16 protein-coding genes are annotated in these 18151 nt (G+C 71.1%); 6 read left to right on the top strand and 10 right to left on the bottom strand.

Annotated features, from left to right (window positions below; translation table 11 throughout):
- Positions 1-89 precede the first annotated feature (89 nt).
- Together ACIQRL_RS38390 and ACIQRL_RS38385 are read left to right on the top strand one after the other, a co-directional pair.
- Entirely contained in the window at positions 90-1001 is a 912-nt protein-coding gene (locus tag ACIQRL_RS38390; protein WP_401340484.1) for a DUF3626 domain-containing protein, read from the top strand.
- Between the two features lie 317 nt (positions 1002-1318).
- On the top strand, positions 1319-2314 hold the full coding sequence (locus ACIQRL_RS38385) for a phosphotransferase family protein (protein WP_401340482.1): 996 nt from the start codon (positions 1319-1321) through the stop codon (positions 2312-2314).
- Between the two features lie 91 nt (positions 2315-2405).
- Here the strand turns inward: ACIQRL_RS38385 and ACIQRL_RS38380 are convergent, their stop codons facing one another.
- The 4 genes from ACIQRL_RS38380 to ACIQRL_RS38365 are packed head-to-tail and all read right to left on the bottom strand — an operon-like array spanning position 2406 to position 7024.
- A complete protein-coding gene (locus ACIQRL_RS38380; protein ID WP_401340480.1) occupies positions 2406-3764 on the bottom strand; it encodes a GH1 family beta-glucosidase in 1359 nt (452 codons plus the stop codon).
- Positions 3765-3799: 35 nt separating this feature from the next.
- Complete coding sequence (locus tag ACIQRL_RS38375; protein WP_401340478.1) at positions 3800-4702, bottom strand: carbohydrate ABC transporter permease; 903 nt, start codon at positions 4700-4702, stop codon at positions 3800-3802.
- On the bottom strand, positions 4695-5696 hold the full coding sequence (locus ACIQRL_RS38370; RefSeq protein ID WP_401340476.1) for a carbohydrate ABC transporter permease: 1002 nt from the start codon (positions 5694-5696) through the stop codon (positions 4695-4697). Before ACIQRL_RS38370 ends, ACIQRL_RS38375 begins: the two co-directional genes overlap by 8 nt.
- Before the next feature lie 14 nt (positions 5697-5710).
- Positions 5711-7024: an ABC transporter substrate-binding protein gene (locus ACIQRL_RS38365; RefSeq protein WP_401340473.1), complete on the bottom strand. Its 1314-nt coding sequence runs from the start codon at positions 7022-7024 to the stop codon at positions 5711-5713.
- Positions 7025-7192: 168 nt separating this feature from the next.
- Here ACIQRL_RS38365 and ACIQRL_RS38360 point away from each other — a divergent pair, with 168 nt between their 5' ends.
- Both ACIQRL_RS38360 and ACIQRL_RS38355 read left to right on the top strand, forming a co-directional pair.
- Positions 7193-8515, top strand: a complete 1323-nt coding sequence (locus ACIQRL_RS38360) for an ROK family protein (protein WP_401340471.1) — start codon at positions 7193-7195, stop codon at positions 8513-8515.
- A gap of 206 nt (positions 8516-8721) precedes the next feature.
- Entirely contained in the window at positions 8722-9555 is an 834-nt protein-coding gene (locus ACIQRL_RS38355; RefSeq protein WP_401340469.1) for an alpha/beta fold hydrolase, read from the top strand.
- Positions 9556-9605: 50 nt separating this feature from the next.
- Here ACIQRL_RS38355 and ACIQRL_RS38350 read toward each other — a convergent pair whose 3' ends face one another.
- Positions 9606-10565: an SDR family NAD(P)-dependent oxidoreductase gene (locus ACIQRL_RS38350; RefSeq protein ID WP_401340467.1), complete on the bottom strand. Its 960-nt coding sequence runs from the start codon at positions 10563-10565 to the stop codon at positions 9606-9608.
- A 406-nt stretch (positions 10566-10971) separates the two neighbouring features.
- Positions 10972-11991 carry a PHP domain-containing protein gene (locus tag ACIQRL_RS38345; protein ID WP_401340465.1) on the bottom strand — a complete coding sequence of 340 codons (1020 nt, stop codon included), beginning with the start codon at positions 11989-11991 and terminating at the stop codon, positions 10972-10974.
- Between the two features lie 256 nt (positions 11992-12247).
- On the opposite strand from ACIQRL_RS38345, the gene ACIQRL_RS38340 reads away from it, so the two are divergent.
- The gene (locus ACIQRL_RS38340) at positions 12248-12484 is read left to right on the top strand and encodes a hypothetical protein (RefSeq protein ID WP_401340464.1); all 237 of its coding nucleotides are present in this window, start codon (positions 12248-12250) and stop codon (positions 12482-12484) included.
- A 216-nt stretch (positions 12485-12700) separates the two neighbouring features.
- On the opposite strand, the gene ACIQRL_RS38335 is transcribed toward ACIQRL_RS38340, so the two are convergent.
- Together ACIQRL_RS38335 and ACIQRL_RS38330 are read right to left on the bottom strand one after the other, a co-directional pair.
- A complete protein-coding gene (locus tag ACIQRL_RS38335; protein ID WP_401340463.1) occupies positions 12701-13909 on the bottom strand; it encodes an FAD-dependent oxidoreductase in 1209 nt (402 codons plus the stop codon).
- On the bottom strand, positions 13896-14366 hold the full coding sequence (locus tag ACIQRL_RS38330) for a hypothetical protein (RefSeq protein ID WP_401340461.1): 471 nt from the start codon (positions 14364-14366) through the stop codon (positions 13896-13898). Before ACIQRL_RS38330 ends, ACIQRL_RS38335 begins: the two co-directional genes overlap by 14 nt.
- A 100-nt stretch (positions 14367-14466) precedes the next feature.
- Here ACIQRL_RS38330 and ACIQRL_RS38325 point away from each other — a divergent pair, with 100 nt between their 5' ends.
- Positions 14467-15075: a PadR family transcriptional regulator gene (locus tag ACIQRL_RS38325; protein ID WP_401340459.1), complete on the top strand. Its 609-nt coding sequence runs from the start codon at positions 14467-14469 to the stop codon at positions 15073-15075.
- A gap of 428 nt (positions 15076-15503) precedes the next feature.
- Here ACIQRL_RS38325 and ACIQRL_RS38320 read toward each other — a convergent pair whose 3' ends face one another.
- Both ACIQRL_RS38320 and ACIQRL_RS38315 read right to left on the bottom strand, forming a co-directional pair.
- Positions 15504-16934 (bottom strand): DUF2252 domain-containing protein, encoded by a 1431-nt coding sequence (locus ACIQRL_RS38320; protein WP_401340456.1) that lies wholly within the window; start codon positions 16932-16934, stop codon positions 15504-15506.
- Between the two features lie 119 nt (positions 16935-17053).
- Entirely contained in the window at positions 17054-17380 is a 327-nt protein-coding gene (locus tag ACIQRL_RS38315) for a carboxymuconolactone decarboxylase family protein (RefSeq protein ID WP_401340454.1), read from the bottom strand.
- Positions 17381-18151 lie beyond the last annotated feature (771 nt).

Raw genomic sequence — 18151 nt, 5'->3', positions numbered from 1 at the left:
AGTCCTCCTGGGTGCCGGGTATCGACGATCCAAAACCTAGGGGTACTAGGTTCTGACCGAGGGTACCTAGCTTCATGAGAGGGGAACCAATGGATTTCGGTGCCGGTCCGACACCGTGGAACCGGGACACGCCGCAGGAACGGGCCTTACGTCACGTCGCGGGCCGTTCCTCCGGCCCCGCACTGGATCCCGCGCTGCGGCTGACGCTGAACTTCCATCCGGACCGGGTCGTGCGCGGGATTCCGATCCTGGAGGCACTGGCCCAGGACGGTGTGTACCGCTCGCAGTTCGTCACGGGCGCGAGCAACGGCGGGCTGACCGCGCACCCCGGCGGCGACCGGTGGCGCTGGGAGAGCCGGATCTTCGGCGGTGCCTACGACACCGCACCGGCCGTTGAGCGCCCGGTCTACGGCGGGCTCGACTTCCGCCGCCAACAGGTCGGAGCGGCACCCCGGTTCGGCTCCTCGCACTTCAGGCTGACCGGCGCCACGCTCTCCCGCGCCACCTTCTGCTACCCCGACAGCGCGGCCGAACCGTCCGCCTTCGGCGTCGCGGCCGGGATGTCCCTCATCGAGGCCGCCGAGGCGGACGACCGGGACCCGCTCGACGACTACATCGAGGCACAGGTGCACGGACGGGTCGTCACGGCCCGGGACATGGAGGCCCTGGTCCTCGACCCCTCCTACCGGGGCACGCCCGTCGAGACCGCGGCGAGGCACCTGCCCTGCCCGATCGCCTGGCACGGGGGATACCGGCTCACCGTCGAGGAGTTGCGCCTGCACCCCGAGTTCCGCGGCCCCGCATACGTCGAACTGGGCGCCCGCGTGGCCGAGGACGGCCGCCTCGACCCGCGGATCATCGGCGACGCCGCCCGCACCGGCCGCCACGACCCCCAGGACCTGAAGAAGGTCTGGCACTGCCTCGCCCGCTTCGGCGCTCCGGAGGGCGCCGGCACGGCGGCGGGAGACCGGGCCCCGGGTGTCACGGCGCCCAGCCCGTAGGCGCGGAGCGCGAGTTGGGGACTGGGTTGGGCTCCGCGTTGGGCATTACGGGGCGCTGCCTCGGCGCTCGGTCGGGCGCGTTGGGGGACGACCCCCGGCTCACGCTGCCCGCTGGTGCCGGGCGCGTCTGCCGGGCCACCCTGGGCACGCCGCCTGCGCGACCGCTCATGCCGGGCGCGGTCGCTCGGCCTCCCGGCTCCCGACCCGGCGCGTCCGCCGGGGCCCCGCTCCCGCTGGGGTGCGCCGTGACCGCCTGCGGCCCGTGTCCCCAACCTGGCAGAGTGGGATGCACGGGCCGTGCGGACAGGGGGGTCGGCGTGGACGGTTGGGAGCGGGCGCGGTGGGCTCTCGACGGGGCGGGGCTGCCGTCGGAGAGTCTCGTCGAGTGCCGGGCGCTGTCCGGCGGCACGTACAACGCCGTCGAGGAGCTCCGGCTCGCCGACGGGAGCCGTTACGTCCTGAAGGTCCCTCCCCCGGACACCGCCCCGGCTCTGGCGTACGAGCGCCGACTCCTGCTCTCCGAGGCTGAGTTCTGCCGTCAGGCGGCCGGCGTCGGTGTACCGGCACCCAGGACGGTCGGAGCCCTCGGCGACGGCCATCTGCTGATGACGCACTGTCCCGGAGACCCCTGGGGAGACCTGCCCGACGGGGAACGCGGGCCGCTCCGGCGGGAGTTGGGGCGGATGGTCGCCCGGCTGCACGGGACCACCGGCCCCGGTTTCGGCTACCCCTCCGGGGCGCTCGGCCCGCTCGCCCCCGACTGGCGGAGCGCCTTCACCGGAATGTACGACGCCATCCTCGACGACGCCCGCCGCTACCGGGCCTGGCTGCCGTACCCCGTGGACGAGGTGGCCGGCCTCGCGCGGGCCGCGTTCGGCGCGCTGGACGAGGTCACCGTCCCCCGCGCCGTCCACTTCGACCTGTGGCGGGGGAACATCCTGGTCGAGCGCACCGGGGCGGGCCCCAGGATCGGCGGCCTGATCGACGGCGAACGCATGTTCTGGGGCGACCCGCTCGCCGACTTCGTCTCCCTGGCCCTGCTCGGCGACATCCGACAGGACGAGGATTTCCTGACGGGTTATCAAGAGATGCGTGGGCTCGTCGAGTTCGACGAGCCCACCCGGCGGCGCCTGGCCCTCTACCGCAGTTACCTCTACCTGATCATGCTCGTCGAGACCGTGCCCCGCGCACCCGGCGACGAACGCGTCGCGTGGGTGCGCGAGGCCGTGGCCCCTCAACTGACGGCTGCCCTCGACGAGATCAGCGAAAGCGTGACCGCACCCGCCGACAAGGACGCCGGGCGACAAGCCTGAGCCGTGAGCCGTGAGCCGTGAGCCGTGAGCCGTGAGCCGGGCGCGGGCCGTGGGTCGAACCCTCCTCGCGCCCGGCGCCTCGGCGCTCCCGTCAGGCCGCGTTGCGTACGCCCGCGCGGTGCTCGCGGACGATCTCCGCGTAGCGGTGACCGCTGCCCTTGATCGTCCGCTTCTGCGTCTTGTAGTCGACGTGCACCAGCCCGAACCGCTTGTCGTAGCCGTACGCCCACTCGAAGTTGTCCAGCAGCGACCAGGCGAAGTAGCCGGCCAGCGGCACGCCCTTGCGGGCCGCCGAGGCGCACGCGGCCAGGTGCTGTTCGAGATACGCGACCCGCTCCGGATCGTCGACGGTGCCGTCGGGGCGTACGACGTCGGGATAGGCGGAGCCGTTCTCCGTGACGTACAGCTTGCGGGCGCCGTACTCGTTCGTCAGGCGGAGCAGCAGACGCTCGATACCGGCGGCCTCCACCTCCCAGTCCATGCCGGTGACGGGCACGCCGGGCCGGCTGACCGTGCGCACGTGCGGGGCCGGACCGGTGGGGTCGTCGACGACGCTGGACGGGAAGTAGTAGTTGAGTCCCAGCCAGTCCAGCGGTTCGGCCATCGTCTCCAGGTCACCGGCGACCTCAGGGAGTTCGACGCCGTAGACCTCGACCATGTCGGCGGGGAAACCGCGGCCGTGCACCGGGTCCAGCCACCAGCGGTTGGTGTGCCCGTCCAGTCGCCTGGCCGCCGCGACGTCCTCGGGACGGTCGGTGTTCGGCTCGATGCTGGACAGGTTGTTGACGATGCCGATCTGGGCCCCGGGCGCCGCGGCGCGGATCGCCTGGGTGGCGAGCCCGTGGCCGAGCAGGAGGTGGTACGAGGTACGGACCGCGGCCGTGAGGTCGGTCAGGCCCGGGGCCATCCGCCCTTCCAGATGGCCGATCCAGGCCGAGCACAGCGGCTCGTTCAGGGTGGTCCAGTGCTGGACACGGTCACCGAGCCGCTCCGCCACGACCGACGCGTAGGCGGCGAAGTGGTGCGCCGTGTCACGGGCCGGCCAGCCGCCCCGGTCCTGGAGCACCTGCGGCAGGTCCCAGTGGTAGAGCGTCACCGAGGGCGTGATGCCCGCCTCCAGCAGGCCGTCGATCAACGCGTCGTAGAAGTCGAGCCCCTTGGCGTTGACCGGGCCGTCGCCGCCCGGCATGACGCGTGGCCAGGCGATGGACAACCGGTAGGCGTTGGTGCCGAGTCGGCGCATGATCCCGATGTCCTCGCGCCAGCGGTGGTAGTGATCGCAGGCGGCGTCCCCGTCGTCGCCGTTGTCGATCTTGCCGGGTGTGTGCGAGAAGGTGTCCCAGATGGAGGGGGAGCGGCCGTCCTCGGCGACGGCTCCCTCGATCTGGTAGGCCGACGTGGCCGTGCCCCACAGGAAATCCTCGGGGAGGGCGGCAAGGTCGATGGTCACTGAAGTCCCTTCGTCATCAATGGGGTTGGCATGGCTCACTTGACGGCTCCCGCCGTGAGACCGGCGACGAGATAGCGCTGGAGCAGCAGGAAGCCGGCCACCACGGGGACGCTGACGACCAGCGAGGCGGCCATGATCTGGTTCCAGTACACGTCGTTGAGCGTGGAGTAGCCCTGCAGCCCGACGGCGAGGGTGCGGGTGGCGTCGTTGGTCATCACCGACGCGAACAGCACTTCTCCCCAGGCGGTCATGAAGGCGTAGACGGCGACCGCGACGATGCCGGGGATCGCGGCCGGGACGACGACACGGAAGAGCGCGCCGAGCGGCCCGCAGCCGTCCACCAGGGCCGCCTCGTCGAGATCGCGCGGCACCGAGTCGAAGTACCCGATCAGCATCCAGATCGAGAACGGCAGCGAGAAGGTGAGATACGTGAGGATCAGACCGCCGCGCGAGCCGAACAGCGCGATCCCGGTGGCGTTGCCGATATTGACGTAGAGCAGGAAGAGCGGCAGCAGGAAGAGGATGCCCGGGAACATCTGGGTCGACAGCACGGTGACCGTGAAGACGCGCTTGCCGCGGAAGTCGTAGCGGCTGACGGCATAGGCCGAGAAGACGGCGATCACGACCGAGCAGGCCGTGGCCGCGCCCGCCACGATCAGCGAGTTCACGAAGTAACGCGCCAGCGGCACCGTCGACCAGATGTCGACGTACGGCCGCAGTGTCAGGCCGCTCGGCACCCAGCGGAACTTCCCCGAGACGTCCGCGAGCGGCTTCAGCGAGCTGGAGACCATGACGTACACGGGCACCAGGACGAAGCCGGTGAGCAGCGTGAGGAAGATCCGCCGGGACCACAGGAAGGACCGCGGCGGAGCCATCGGCGAGCGCGGGGTGGCCGACCGGGCGGTGGCCGGGCGGGTGGTGGTGGAGATGCTAGACATCGGCCGTCTTCCTTCCCCGGGAGGTCAGCAGCAGGTAGACGCCGGTCACGACCAGCAGGAAGAGCAGCAGCAGCACGGACATCGCCGAGCCGGTGCCGAAGTTCCAGGTGACGAAGGACGCCTGGTAGATGTGGACCGAGATGAGGTCCGCCGCGTCCGGGGCGGTCTTGCCGAACAGGACGAACGGCGTGTTGAAGTCGTTGAACGTCCACAGGAACAGCACCAGCACCAGGACCTGGTTGACCGGCCGCAGCGACGGCAGCGTGATGCGGCGCAACTGCTGCCACAGGCCGGCCCCGTCGAGCGCGGCGGCCTCGTAGAGCTCGCCCGGGATGTTCTGCAGGCCCGCCATGACGATCAGGAAGGCGAACGGCCAGCCCTTCCACACGGACACGGTGAGCAGGGCGTAGAAGCTGTTGTCGCCGATCAGCCAGAAGGACGGCTTGTCGGTGAGGTGCAGCTGGTCGTGCAGGACGTGGTTCACCAGGCCGTTGTCGTGCTGGAACATGAACACCCAGGTGATGACGGCCGCGTACACCGGCAGCGCGTACGGCACCAGGAACAGGGCCCGCAGCACACCGCGCCCCACGAAGTTGTCCTGCATGTAGACCGCGGCCGCCGTGCCGATCAGCCAGCACAGGCCGACCGAGAGCAGGGTGAAGGCGATGGTGACGAAGAAGGAGTGCAGCAGCGCCTTGCCGACGGGTTCGTCGAAGTGCACCGACACCGAGTAGTTGTCGAAGCCGGCCCAGGGCGCCGTGCCCCAGTCGCGGATGTAGAACTGCGTGAGCTCCTTGAAGCTCATCACGATGCCGATCACCATCGGCACCAGGTGGACCAGGAGTTCGAGCACCAGCGCGGGCAGAAGCAGCAGGTAGGGGAGTCCGATGCGCTTGATCCGCCCGGTGCGGCGCGGGCCGCGCGCCGCACCGGGGGAGTTCTCGCGCACCGTCCGCTCGCCGGATTCGGCGGAGGCGGCGGTCGTGGTGGTCATGGGGGTGTCCGCACTCACTTCTTCGGCATCTGCTGCTGGGCCTTCTCGAGCGCCGCCTTCACCGACGCGGTGGTCACCGCGCGACCTCCGGCGGCGTCGGCGAACAGGCCCTTGACGGCCGTACCGACCGCGGTCTCGAACTGGGACTCGTCGGCGACCTGCGGCAGCGCCGCGGCACTCTTGGCCAGGGTGTCCTTGAGAACCGCGTTCGAGGGGGAGTTGAACGCGGTGTCCGTCTGGGCGGTCTTGACCGGCGGGATCGAGGTGTACGCCCCGTTGAGGATCTTCTGCTCGGCGTCACTGGTCAGGAACTTCACGAACTTCGTGGCGCCGTCGAGGTTCTTGGTGTTCTTGAACACCGCGAGGTTGATGCCCGCGACCATCGAGTTGACGTTCGTGCCCGTTCCCGGAGTGCCCGACTGCACGGGCACCGGTGCGATGCCGTAGGCGTCGTCGGCCATGCCCTGCGACTTGAGGTTGGCGGCCGCGGACTGCCACAGCAGCATCGCGTTCTTGCCCTTGGCGAAGTCGCTCACGGACTGGTTCTGCGCGTACTCGGCGTTGCCCGGGGCGATGATCTTGTCCTTCGCCATCAGGTCGACGTACTGCTTGACCGCGGCGACGACCCCGTCGTTGGTGAAGTCGGCCGTGCCGTCGGCGGTGAAGAAGTCGGCGCCGTGCTGCTTGGCGAAGACGAAGGCGTGGTGGATGTTCTCCGATGCGTTCGAACCCTCCGCGCCGAGGCCCCACTTGCCGCCCTTGGAGAGCTTCTTGCCGTCGGCGATCAGCTCGTCCCAGGTGGCCGGCGGGCCCGCGATGCCGGCGTCGGCGAACGACTTCTTGTTGTAGTAGAGCGCGTACGCCATCGAGTACAGCGGGACCGCGGCGGGGTCCTTGCCCTCGGCGCCCGTGGAGCCGAGCGCGGAGTCGACGAAGCGGTCCTTGCCGCCGATCTTGGCGAAGTTCTTCGCGTCCCACGGCAGCAGCGCGCCGGTGGCCTGCAGGGAGGCGCTCCAGGTGTTGCCGATGTTGAGGACGTCGGGGCCCTGACCGGAGGTGGTGGCCGTGAGGATCCGGTTCAGCAGGTCGGACCAGGGAACGACCTCCAGCTTCACCTTGATGCCGGTGTCCTTCTCGAACTTGGCGAGCTCGGGCGCGAGGACCTTCTTGTCGATCTCGATGCTGGCGCCCTGGTTGGACGCCCAGTACGTGAGCGTCTTCGGCGAGGCGTTGGACCCGCCGCTCGACGAGCCGCCGCCACAGGCGGTCGCGGCGGTCAGCAGAGAGATGGTGACCGCACCTGCGGCCGCGGCTCGGATTCTGCGCATGGCTGCTTATGTCCCTTTCCCGGAGGGAGACATGAAGGGCGTCCGCGTTCACTTCCCGAACGACCCTCATGGCTTAATTTAGGACGTGAGTTAAGACCCGGAAGAAAGTCGCGTCAAGGGATCGCGCAGGGGTATCTTGCAGTTCGGGCAGGCCGGAAGGGACATCACATGGCGGGGCGGAACGGACGGACAGTGCGTGACCTGCGACGGGGCAATCGCACCGCCGTACTACAACGGTTGTATTTCGACGGGCCGATGAGCCGCTACGAGCTCGGCCCGGCGACCGGGCTGAGTTCCGGATCCATCAGCAACGTGGTCGCCGAACTGGTCGCCGACGGCCTCGTCGAGGAGGCCGGCAGCGTCGACTCCGACGGCGGCCGTCCCCGCACCCTGCTGCGTGTCGTGCCCGGCAGCGGCCACATGATCGGCGTCGACGTCGGCGAAACCCGGGTCCGCATCGAGCTGTTCGACCTGACCCTCACCGAACTCGCCCGCGCCGAAAGGCCGTTGGAGCGCCAGGAATACGAGGCGGACCGGCCGCTGCGGCGCCAGGAGTACGACGTCGACGTCATCGTCGGCCACATCCGCGACGGCATCGCCGAGGTCCTCTCCGAGGCGGACATCGCCCCCGGGCAGCTCCTGGGCGTCGGCATCGGGGTGCCCGGCATCGTCGCCCGCACCCCCGAGCGCGGCGCGGTCGTGCACGGCCAGACCATCGGCTGGGACGCCGTCCCGCTGGAGTCCCTGCTCCGTTCCGCCTGCGAACTCCCCGACACCGTCCCGTACTTCGCGGACAACGGCGCCCGCACCCTCGGCCAGGCCGAGATGTGGTTCGGTGCCGGACGCGGCGCCCGCAACGCGGTGGTCGTCCTCTTCGGCTCCGGCGTCGGCGCCTGTCTCGTCACCGAGGAGGTGGAGAACGGCCGCTCCGTCGAATGGGGGCATCTGACCGTACGTGTCAGGGGCCGCCGGTGCCGCTGCGGCGCCCTCGGCTGCCTCGAGGCCTACGCGGGCGCGGAGGCGCTGCTCGACCGCTGGCGGGAGGAGGGCGGACGTCCCCCCGAGGGCACCGACGAGGAGACCGCGCTCACCGCGATGCTCGCGGCGGCCTACCCGCCCGAGGGCACCGAGCCCGACCTCGTCGCGCTCGCCGTCCTGGAGGAGACCGCCGAGTACCTGGGCGCGGGCCTCTCCGACCTGATCAACCTCTTCCAGCCCGAGCGCATCCTCATCGGCGGCTGGGCCGGTCTCCAGCTCGGCTCCCGCTTCCTGCCCGCCGTCCGCCGGTACGCCTCCTCGTACGCCCTGCGCTATCCCGCCCAGCGGGTCACCATCGACCTCGGCCGCCTCGGTCCCGACGCCGTCACGGTCGGCGCCGCGATCCTGCCGCTGGCCGACTTCTTCGCGCGCGGCGGCCGACGCGAGGAACCCGCACCGACGGGCCCGTCACCCGCCTGGCGCACGGCCCTGGAGGAACGGGCGCCGCACTGACCCGGTCGGACACCGGACCCGGCAACCGCATCCGGCAATCGGACCCCGCGATCGGACCCCGCGACCGGGCCCGGCACCGGACCCGCACCGGATGCCCTCCCGCGCCTCCGCATGACCTCTGGGGTAATCGACGCCGTCACGGCCTCCCGGAACGATGAAGGGCACAGCGACCCGCCCGTCGCACCACCGGATCCCGGGAGGACCCCATGCCGTATTTCGCGAGCCCCGTCGACGGCGCCCGACTGCACTTCGTCGACTACGGCCCCGCCACCGGCCAGGTCGTCGTGTTCGTCAACAGCTCGTACTTCGGTACGGAGATGTGGGAGTACCAGATGCTGCCGCTCGCCGACGCCGGCCACCGGTGCGTCGGGTTCGACCGGCGCGGGCACGGCCGGTCCGACGACGTCTGGGGAGGCTTCGACCTCGACAGTCTCGCCGACGACGTGGACGGGCTGCTCCGGCACCTCGATCTGCGGGAGGTGACCCTGGTCGGGCACTCCATCGGGACCGCCGAGATCGTCCGCTGTCTGACCCGGCACGGCGTCGAGCGGGTGTCGAGGGTGGCGCTCGTCGCCGGTATGGCACCGGGCCCCGTGCGGTCCGCGGACCATCCCGAAGGCGTCGACCCGGCACTCGTCGAGGCGGGCAACACGGCGTTCCGCGACGACCGGGCCGCGTTCTTCGAGGACGGCGCCCACGCGTTCTTCGCCCTCGGCCTCCCCGGCAACGACCTCTCCGAGGCGTACGTACGGTCCATGATCGACCGCTGCCACGGCGCGACCGCGCGCGCCGGAACCGCCCTCAACGACCTCGTCGCCACCTTGAACGTCGCGCCCGAGCTGGCCAGGACCGACCTGCCCGCGCTGGTCGTGCACGGTACGCACGACGCGTCGGCACCACTGGACCTGACCGGCCGCCGGGCCGCGAAGCTGCTGCCCGACAGCACGTTCAAGGTCTACGAGAACGCGGGCCACGGCCTGTTCGCCACGCACCGCGACCAACTCACCGCGGATCTGCGGGAGTTCATGTCAGGCTCCTGATGTTCCTGAGCCGGCTGACGCGGCTCACGCGGTCGACGCCCGCGAGGCGCTCACCCGAAGGCGTTCACTCCCGTCAGTTCCGCCGACAGTTCCCACAGCCGGGCGGCCTGCTCGGGGTCGGTCGCGTAGTCGCGTACGCCGGTCCGGGTGCCGTCCGCCGGAGCGGGCTCGGCGATGTCGCAGTCCTCGCAGTACACCCCGCCTATGCCGACGAGCTGTGGCGAGGTCGCGGCCCACACCTGGGTGGCCGCGCCCTGCTCGGGCGTCTTGAAGCCCTCGGGGTTCAGCGGCGTGCCGTTCTCGTCGATCCAGCCGCGGTCGACCATCTCCTGCCTGGGCAGGTGCCGCTGGAGCGGCGTGAGGATGCCGCCGGGGTGCAGCGAGAAGGCCCGTACGCCCGAGTCCCGGCCGCGCCGGTCGAGCTCCACGGCGAACAGCGCGTTCGCCGTCTTGGCCTGCCCGTAGGCCTCCCACTTGTCGTAGCCGGTCCGCCAGTGCACGTCGTCCCAGCGGATGCCGGAGTAGTGGTGGCCGGCGGAGGACACGGACACGACCCGCGCGCCGCCCGCCTCGATCGCCGGCCAGAGGCGGTTGACCAGCGCGAAGTGACCGAGGTGATTGGTCGCGAACTGGGCCTCCCAGCCGGGGCCGACCCGGGTCTCCGGGCAGGCCATGATGCCGGCGCTGTCGATGACGAGGTCGACGCCCCTGCCCGAGGCCAGGAACCGGTCGGCGAAGGCGCGCACGCTCTCCAGGTCGCCGAGGTCGAGCACGTCCGTCTCGACGCCTTCGACGTCCGCCAGCGCCTCGCGCGCGGTCGCCGGGCGCCGTGCGGGGACCACGACCCGGGCGCCCGCCCTGGCCAGCGCCCGGGTCGTCTCCAGGCCCAGGCCCGAGTAGCCGCCCGTGACGATCGCCAGCCTGCCGGAGAGGTCGATTCCGTCGAGGACGTCGTCGGCGGTGCTCCGGGCGCCGAACCCCGAGCCGATCTTGTGCTGTGCAGTGCTCATGCCCCGCACGCTACGAATTGGAGCGGACTCGAAGTCAAGCGGACACGGCTGCGGCGGGCGAAAGGCCGTCCGAGGAACCGGCCCGGCCCGGCCCGGTCCCGTCGGCTTCGGCTCCCTGCGGCAGCGGCGCGGCGCGACACCGCGCGGCTCGGCACCGCGCGGCACGCTTCGCTTAGGGCAAGGAAAAGACCCCGACCGGACGGGGGAATCGCGGTCGGGGTCGACTGTGGTGGGCACCGATCGCGGTCGCCTCTCGGCGAAACGCTCCACAGGGCTTCAGCCGGACGATCGTCCCTGTGGGCAAAGATGAGGCCCGGGGACACTGTCCCATCCGCACCCACGGTTTGTTCAACGGGTAACTACCTATGGGTGTTCCCAGGAAGGGCGCCGTCGGCGGTGACGTGCGTCACGGCGTCTGCCGGGTTCCGGCCCAGGTGAGCAGTTCGTCCAGGGTCCAGGTGGTGATCACGCGCTCGGCGGGCACCCCGCACTCCTCGGCCCGCGCACAGCCGTAGATCTGCCAGTCCAGTTGTCCGGGGGCGTGCGCGTCGGTGTCCAGGGAGAACAGGACGCCCGCGTCGACCGCCCTGCGCAGCAGCCGGCGCGGCGGGTCGAGGCGCTCCGGGCGGCTGTTGATCTCGACAGCCGTGCCGGTCTCCGCGCAGGCCGCGAAGACCGCGTCCGCGTCGAACGCGGACTCGGGCCGGCCGCGCTCCCCGATCAGCCGCCCGGTGCAGTGCCCGAGCACGTCCGAGAGCGGATTGCGTACGGCGGCCACCATCCGGCGGGTCATCGGCCGGGCGTCCATGCGCAGCTTGGAGTGGACGGACACGACCACCACGTCCAGTTGTTCCAGCAACTCCGGCTCCTGGTCGAGCGATCCGTCGTCGAGGATGTCGCACTCGATGCCGGTGAGCAGCCGGAAGGGGGCCCAGCGTTCGTTGAGCTCGGCGACGACCGCGAGTTGTTCGCGCAGCCGCTCCGGTGACAGGCCGCTCGCCACGGTCAGCCGGGGCGAGTGGTCGGTGAGCACCGCCCACTCGTGGCCGAGCCGTGCCGCCGTACGCCCCATCTCCTCGATCGGGCTGCCGCCGTCCGACCAGTCGGAGTGCAGATGACAGTCCCCGCGCAGCAGCTCCCGCAGGTCCTCACCGCCCTCGGCGAGCGGTCCCGCGGACTCCCGCTCCACCTTCTCCAGGTAGGCGGGCACCTCACCGGCCAGCGCCTCCCGCACCACCTGCGCGGTCTTCGGGCCGATGCCCTTGATCGACTCCAGTGCCCCGGTCGCCGCGCGCTCGCGGACCTCGTCGGCGGGGAGCGCGGCGAGCAGGGTCTGCGCGGTACGGAAGGCCCGGACGCGATAAGTGGGGGCCAGTCTCCGCTCCAGCAGGAACGCGATCCGGTCCAGGGCCTCGACGGGGTCCATCGGCTCTCCTCCCTGCGGTCGCGTCGGCCGCCGCGCGCTCCGTCCAGCGTTGCCCAGCCGCGGCCGGACCGCACGGCGGATGCGCCGGCGCGCCGGCGGTACGGGGTCTCCGGGCGGGCGGGACCGGTCCCTCACCCGGCTGGGTGAACGCCCGGATGTCCGCTGTTCCGCGGCGCGCCCGGCGACGCGGGCGGCCGACTCCCGGCGTGCCGCCGCTGACCAGCGGGAACAGCGGGTGCCGCTTTACGCTCTAGCTATGACCGAAAGCGCGAGCCCCCACATCTCCCAACCACGGATCATGGTGCTCGGGGTGCAGCCGGGCACGCCGCCGTTCCGGATCATGGAGATCGACGGTGAGATGGTCGGCGAGGCGAAGGCGATCACGGACGTACTGGAGTACGCGGCGGCGTACGGCATCACGGTCCACGATCTCGACGACCCCGACGTGGTCCGCTGGGTGGGCGGGGACAAACTCACCTGGCATCCGCGCTGACACCGCCGTCCGTGGGCCGATGCCCGCCCTCGTCCCCAGGGTTCGCGCCGACCCCGGGACCAGTGCCGGCCAGGGCTCAGCCCCTGACCCGGGGACGGGTGTCGGCCCCAGGGCTCAGCGTCCGTTCCGGGCACACGAAGGGCCCGGCCGGGGTTGCCCCGCCGGACCCTTCGCGGCTCGCTCTCAGGTTCTCGATTCCGCCGTGCCGTGCCGTGTTCACCCGGGCGGGGCTGTCTTCGCGTCCCAGTCGATGTGGTGGTCGAACTGCCAGGCCATCTTCTCCGGGTTGATCAGTTTCATGGCCGCCGGCATCACGAGGTCGCGCAGGACCCGGCCGACCGGGCCGGCGGTCTTGTTGCTGTTCGTGCGGGCGCCGAGCTTGATGATGCGTTCGACACGGGGGCGGCGCAGTCGTTCGTACGCCGCGAAGGCCTGATCGTAGGGCAGGTCCCGCAGGCAGCGCGCGAGTTGGACGGCGCTCTCGGCGGCGATGGAGGCGCCCTGCCCGGAGCTGGACGAGGCGGCGTGGGCCGCGTCCCCGATCAGGGTCATGCGGCCGCGGGTCCAGGTCGTGACCCCCTGCATGTTCTCCATCGGGCCGGTGATGAGGAGTTGGCCGGGGTCGGTACGGCCGATCATCTCGAGGGCCGGGGTGCGGTCGTCGGCGAAGGCGCTCCGCAGGGTGCGCAGCCAGGCCTCCGCGCCGATCGCCTGGGCCTCGGCGACCGTCATGGGGACCTGGTGCGGCAGGTTCACGAACCACACCGCCGAGGAGTCGTCGAAGACCTGGTAGCCGAAGAACGCGCGCTTGCCGAAGCACAAGTACATGACGCCGTCGGTGGAGGGCATCCCCGACCGCCGCATCCGTGCTCCGAAGCAGACCAGGCCCGCGTAGTTCGGCTGTGGTGCGGCCGGGTCGATCAGGGAGCGCACGGTGGAGCGGATGCCGTCGGCGCCGACGACGATGTCGGCGCTCGCCCGCGTACCGTCCGCGAAGTGCGCGGTGACGCCGGAGCCGGTGTCCGTCGTGCCGGTCAGCCGCTTGCCGTGGTGGACGGGGACCGAGCGGCGCTCGGCCTCGTCGTAGATCGCGCGGTAGAGGTCGGCGCGCCAGACGAACTGCAGGGACGGCAGGCGCGAGGGCGGGGCGAACCGGGCGAGGGGTTTGCCCGTCCAGCTCCGCAGGCCCATGGCGGTGACCGGTGTGCCGATCGCGCGGACGAGGTCGCCCGCGCCGATCGCGTCCAGGGCGTCCTGGCCGTTCGGAGCGATGGTCATGCCGCCTCCGACCCCGTCGGCCGTGGAGTCGTGGGCCTCGTGGACGGAGGCCTCGATTCCTGCCTTGCGCAGGGCCATCGCGGCGATCGGGCCGGCGACACCGCCGCCGATGACCAGTGCGGTGCGGACCTGCTCAGTCGCGGTCATGACGCGTGCTCCTTGCCGGGTCGTCGATCGTGGGTACGCCGCCGGTCTTGTGGGCGTGGCGCACATCCTGGACGTACGCGCGGGAGAACATCGCCGACAGGATCGCGATGCCGCCGCGGTGGATGCGGATCTCGCTGTTCGCCGCCGATCCGGACAGGTGGACACGGCGGCCGGCCGTCCCGGCGCCGGTGGCCGGCGACCGGGAGCCCTTGATCTTGCCCCGGGCGGTCCAGCTCAGGTCCCAGTGGTCGACGGTGGCGTCGTCGTCGACGAGCAGTTTGACCATGGCCCGGTCCATGTCGAGGTGGATCTCGACGTCGTCGGGGAGGTCGGGGGACCGCAGGTCGAGGACGGCGGCGCCCTGCCGGGCCCTGACCTCGAAGCGGCCGGCCTCGGTCCAGTTGCCCAGATGCTTGACGAGGTCGTGGTCGGAGTGGATGCGCTCGGTGAGGGACATCTCGGTGATTCCTCTCGGGGCGGTGTCGCGCTGACCACTCGATAGTTGCACTGCAACTAGTATCTCGTCAACTAGTGATGGTGGGGCTAGTATCGAGGTCATGACCCCCTCCGCTCCCCGCAGCTCCCCCCTCGCCCTGACCGTCCTCGCCCTGCTGCACTACAAGCCGCTGCATCCGTACGGCATCCAGCGGCTGGTCAAGGACTGGGGCAAGGAGCAGGTCGTCAACGTCAAGCAGCGGGCGAGCCTCTACCGCACGATCGAGCGACTGAACGGCGACGGGCTGATCGCGGTCCGCGAGACCGGGCGTGACCAGCAGTACCCGGAGCGGACCGTCTACGAGGTCACCGACGCGGGGCGCGCGACCGCGCGTGCCTGGCTGGAGGAGATGCTCTCCGTGCCCAAGCAGGAGTTCCCGGAGTTCCCGGCCGCTCTGTCGAACCTGCTGCTGCTCACTTCGCAGGACATGGGGGACGTACTCGCGCGGCGGGCCGACGCCCTCGCGGAGAAGCTCGCCGGACTGGAATCGGCCATGGCCGCGGAGGCGGATCAGGGGCTGCCGCGCATCACGGGTCTGGAGACCGAGTACCTGCGGGCCGTGACGGCCGCGGAGCTGGAGTGGGTGCGCGCGGTGGTCGAAGACCTGCGGGCCGGCAGGCTCTCGTGGTCGAAGGAGCAGCTCGACGCTCTCGCGGAGGGGTCGGTGTGACCGTGCCGGTCCCCAGCCGGCCGCACGAGATCCGACCGGTTCCCCCTCGCTCGCCGCCGAGCCGCACCCTCGGCCGAAGCCGGTGTCGTCGGTCCGGCCCGGCCGCGTGCGCCGAGTCAGGCGGGCCCGGCGGGGGAGTGGTCGGAGGACTCCGCTCGCGGAAGACGTGGGTCCAGCCCTGGTGACGGAGGACGACGGGCAGGATGAGGGCGACCGCGGTCATGACCTTGACCGCATGGTCGCCGGACGCGGTGTCGTGCAGGGTCGGGTCGGGCCTGTTCGCGCCGGAGAACATGGCCCCGGGGCGGAGCGACCGGACGAACGGACCGGTTCCCGGACGGCCGACAGCCCGCACTCCCGGACGACCCGGCACACCGGACCAGGCACACCGGACCCGGCGCACCTCGTCCGGGGCGTCCGAAGACCGGTCAGCCGGCCGTGACGTCCTCCGCGGGCAGCCGTCCCGCCCGTACCGCGTCGACGAGCGCCTGATGGTCGCGCTCGTTCTGGTCGGCGTACGCCTCCGCGAAGGTCACGAGGGCCCGGTCGAAGGAGTCCTTCTTTCCCAGGTAGGAGGCGATCGCGATCCGGTCGCCGGACCGTGCGTGCGCGCGGGCGAGCGTGAGGCCGCATACGCCGCCGAAGGTCTCCAACTGACCGGGCGACATCGTCTCCGGCATCGCGATGCCCTTCCAGTCACGCAACTGACGGATGTAGAAGTCGCGACGCTTGCCGTCCATGCCGTCCACCCGTTCCCAGCCGAGGAAGATGTCGCTCGCCGCCTGCATCAACCGCTGTCCCGCGACGACCCGTTCGCCCTGGTTGCGGTACTGGCTGGCCCCGACGTGGTCGGCGAGGACGGAGGTGTCGGCTTCCTTGGCCTGCAGGAACAGCGGGTCGCGGCCGTCCCGTCCGAGGAGCAGGACGATCCAGCACCGGGTGCCGACGCTGCCGACCCCGACCACCTTGCGGGCGACGTCCGCGAGTTGGTAGTCCTCCAGGAGGAAGCGCCGGTCGGACGGCAGCGTGACCCCGTACCGCTCGATGAGTCCGCGGAACTGGCGCTCCAGCGCGGTGCGTTCGGTGTCCGGCATCAGGTCGGTGAGGGGGACCAGCAGCGGGGGGTCCGGCGCGATCCTCGGCCGGCCGTCGACCTGGCGCGTGAGTTTGTCGAAGACCTGCACGGTGTCGCGCGAGCGGGCCTTCGTCAGGGCGCGGTCCAGCTTCTTCTGCCCACTCTTGCGGAGCTGGTCCGTCGTGAGGTCCCTGAGGCGGTCGGCGTCGATCTTCGCGTACCAGACGTCGAGGTTGCTCATGCCGGCGAAGCGGATCATCGCTTCGCGGTACGAGCGCACGGTGCCGCTCACGATGCGGGCGCGCTCGGCGTCGTCGAGGCCGTTCGCCCGGGCGGCGATGACGAAGCTCGCCGACAGACGTTTGACGTCCCACTCCCAGGGGCCGGGCAAGGTCTCGTCGAAGTCGTTGATGTCGAACATCAACTTCCGCTCAGGCGAGGCCAGCAGCCGGAAGTTGAGCAGATGGGCGTCCCCGCACAGCTGGGCGGTGATTCCCGAGACGGGACTGCCGGCCAGGTCGGACGCCATGATCGCCGCGGCGCCCCGGTAGAAGCGGAACGGGGACTCGGTCATCCGGCTGTACCGGATCGGCACCAACTCCTGTACCCGGGCCGCGGACTGCTCTTCCAGGATCGCCAGCGGGTCCGGTCTCTTCGGGCCGGGTCTGTACACCGCGTGGTCCGACCGTGGAGAGCGGCGCCGCGCCTCCTTGCCGAGCGCCACGCGCTCCGCGGGTGTCGCGTGGGGTGACGTACGCATCGCGGTGGTCGCGTGCTTGGGCATCGTCGGCTCTCCTGCCTGGCCCGTGTCCCCGGACGCCCGGGGACACGACAGCCTGAGCGCTGCCGTGGTCCCCCTGTCTGCGGGTCGCGCCGCTCGTCCGTTCCTGGTGGCGTCTGTCCTCAGCCCTGGGCTTCGATCTCCGCGTCGGCCACGGCGATGGCGATGCCGAGCGCCGCGGCGATGTTTCCCGCCGCCGTCATGACGCGGGCCGTGCCCACGATGGGGGCGATGGCCACCAGGACGTCCTGCAACTGCCCGGCGGTGACGCCTGTTTCGACAGCGGGGTCGATGTGCGCGACATAGGAGATCGGCGGAGCGTCCGAGGCGGCGAGGGCCGCGATCCGTGTGAGCAGCAGCATGTCCGGGGCCAGCCCGCATCGTTCGATGGAGTCGACCGTCATCGCGGCGAGCGTGTCGAGGACAGGGGTTTCCGACGCAGTGGCCATGTTCGGGTGCCTTCCCGTGTGCTTCCGACGCAGGGTGAGCAACGGTGGCGGAGCATCGAGCATCCGCGAGCGCCGGGCCTCCCCTCAACGGTAGATCCCTCCCGGGCACTCCGCATGGCGGAGCGGCTCGCCCCGGAGCACTGGGGCTGGGCTGTCATTCGTGGTGGTTGTGGTGATCGGCGCCGCCGGGTTGCCGGCGGCGCCGGCGCCCCCGACGGGCGCCGGCCCGTACAGCGCTCGGCGTCGCCTTCGCCTGCCCGGTCGTGGCCGTCGCTCCGTGGCATGTCGCGGTGCTCGTCGGCTGTTCGGCGGTCGGCGCCGTCCTGGCCGACCTCATCGCCGGACGGGGCATCGGCGCCTACGAGAACAGCCACTTCCGGCCGCTGTTGCCATGCTGCCCGTTCGTGCTCAGTGCTGAGGTCGATGGACCAACCGGGTTGCAGGAAAGGGCCGTTCAGCCCAAGAGTCGCGGCCCTTCGGCATCCGGCACGGCGTGCGCCGGTTCGGGAGAGTGATTCGTGTCGGGTACCAGCCCGGCATCGTCCTTCTTCCGAAGGGATCACCCCGTGTCAGTCCACGAGCACTCTCACCGTCCCGCAGGGTTCCGCTTCCCGTCGCTGCGCAGGACCCGTTCGGCACAGGCGCCGGGTGAGGCCGTGACCACGTCGGTGACGGTGGTCGGCTCGTACGCCCTCGCCGGTCTGCGTCTGCTGACCGGGTTCGTCTTCCTGTGGGCCTTCCTCGACAAGGCTTTCGGGTTCGGTTACGCCA

The sequence above is a fragment of the Streptomyces sp. NPDC091209 genome, assembly GCF_044757755.1.
Lineage (GTDB): Bacteria > Actinomycetota > Actinomycetes > Streptomycetales > Streptomycetaceae > Streptomyces.
This window is presented reverse-complemented; position numbering and strand designations above follow the sequence as displayed.

Coding starts and splice junctions, on each gene's coding strand:
- ACIQRL_RS38370 (WP_401340476.1), bottom strand. CDS start 5,696: ATGACCACCACGACCGCCGCCTCCGCCGAATCCGGCGAGCGGACGGTG.
- ACIQRL_RS38360 (WP_401340471.1), top strand. CDS start 7,193: ATGGCGGGGCGGAACGGACGGACAGTGCGTGACCTGCGACGGGGCAAT.
- ACIQRL_RS38335 (WP_401340463.1), bottom strand. CDS start 13,909: ATGACCGCGACTGAGCAGGTCCGCACCGCACTGGTCATCGGCGGCGGT.
- ACIQRL_RS38320 (WP_401340456.1), bottom strand. CDS start 16,934: ATGCCCAAGCACGCGACCACCGCGATGCGTACGTCACCCCACGCGACA.
- ACIQRL_RS38390 (WP_401340484.1), top strand. CDS start 90: ATGGATTTCGGTGCCGGTCCGACACCGTGGAACCGGGACACGCCGCAG.
- ACIQRL_RS38345 (WP_401340465.1), bottom strand. CDS start 11,991: ATGGACCCCGTCGAGGCCCTGGACCGGATCGCGTTCCTGCTGGAGCGG.
- ACIQRL_RS38315 (WP_401340454.1), bottom strand. CDS start 17,380: ATGGCCACTGCGTCGGAAACCCCTGTCCTCGACACGCTCGCCGCGATG.
- ACIQRL_RS38350 (WP_401340467.1), bottom strand. CDS start 10,565: ATGAGCACTGCACAGCACAAGATCGGCTCGGGGTTCGGCGCCCGGAGC.
- ACIQRL_RS38355 (WP_401340469.1), top strand. CDS start 8,722: ATGCCGTATTTCGCGAGCCCCGTCGACGGCGCCCGACTGCACTTCGTC.
- ACIQRL_RS38340 (WP_401340464.1), top strand. CDS start 12,248: ATGACCGAAAGCGCGAGCCCCCACATCTCCCAACCACGGATCATGGTG.
- ACIQRL_RS38365 (WP_401340473.1), bottom strand. CDS start 7,024: ATGCGCAGAATCCGAGCCGCGGCCGCAGGTGCGGTCACCATCTCTCTG.
- ACIQRL_RS38330 (WP_401340461.1), bottom strand. CDS start 14,366: ATGTCCCTCACCGAGCGCATCCACTCCGACCACGACCTCGTCAAGCAT.
- ACIQRL_RS38325 (WP_401340459.1), top strand. CDS start 14,467: ATGACCCCCTCCGCTCCCCGCAGCTCCCCCCTCGCCCTGACCGTCCTC.
- ACIQRL_RS38375 (WP_401340478.1), bottom strand. CDS start 4,702: ATGTCTAGCATCTCCACCACCACCCGCCCGGCCACCGCCCGGTCGGCC.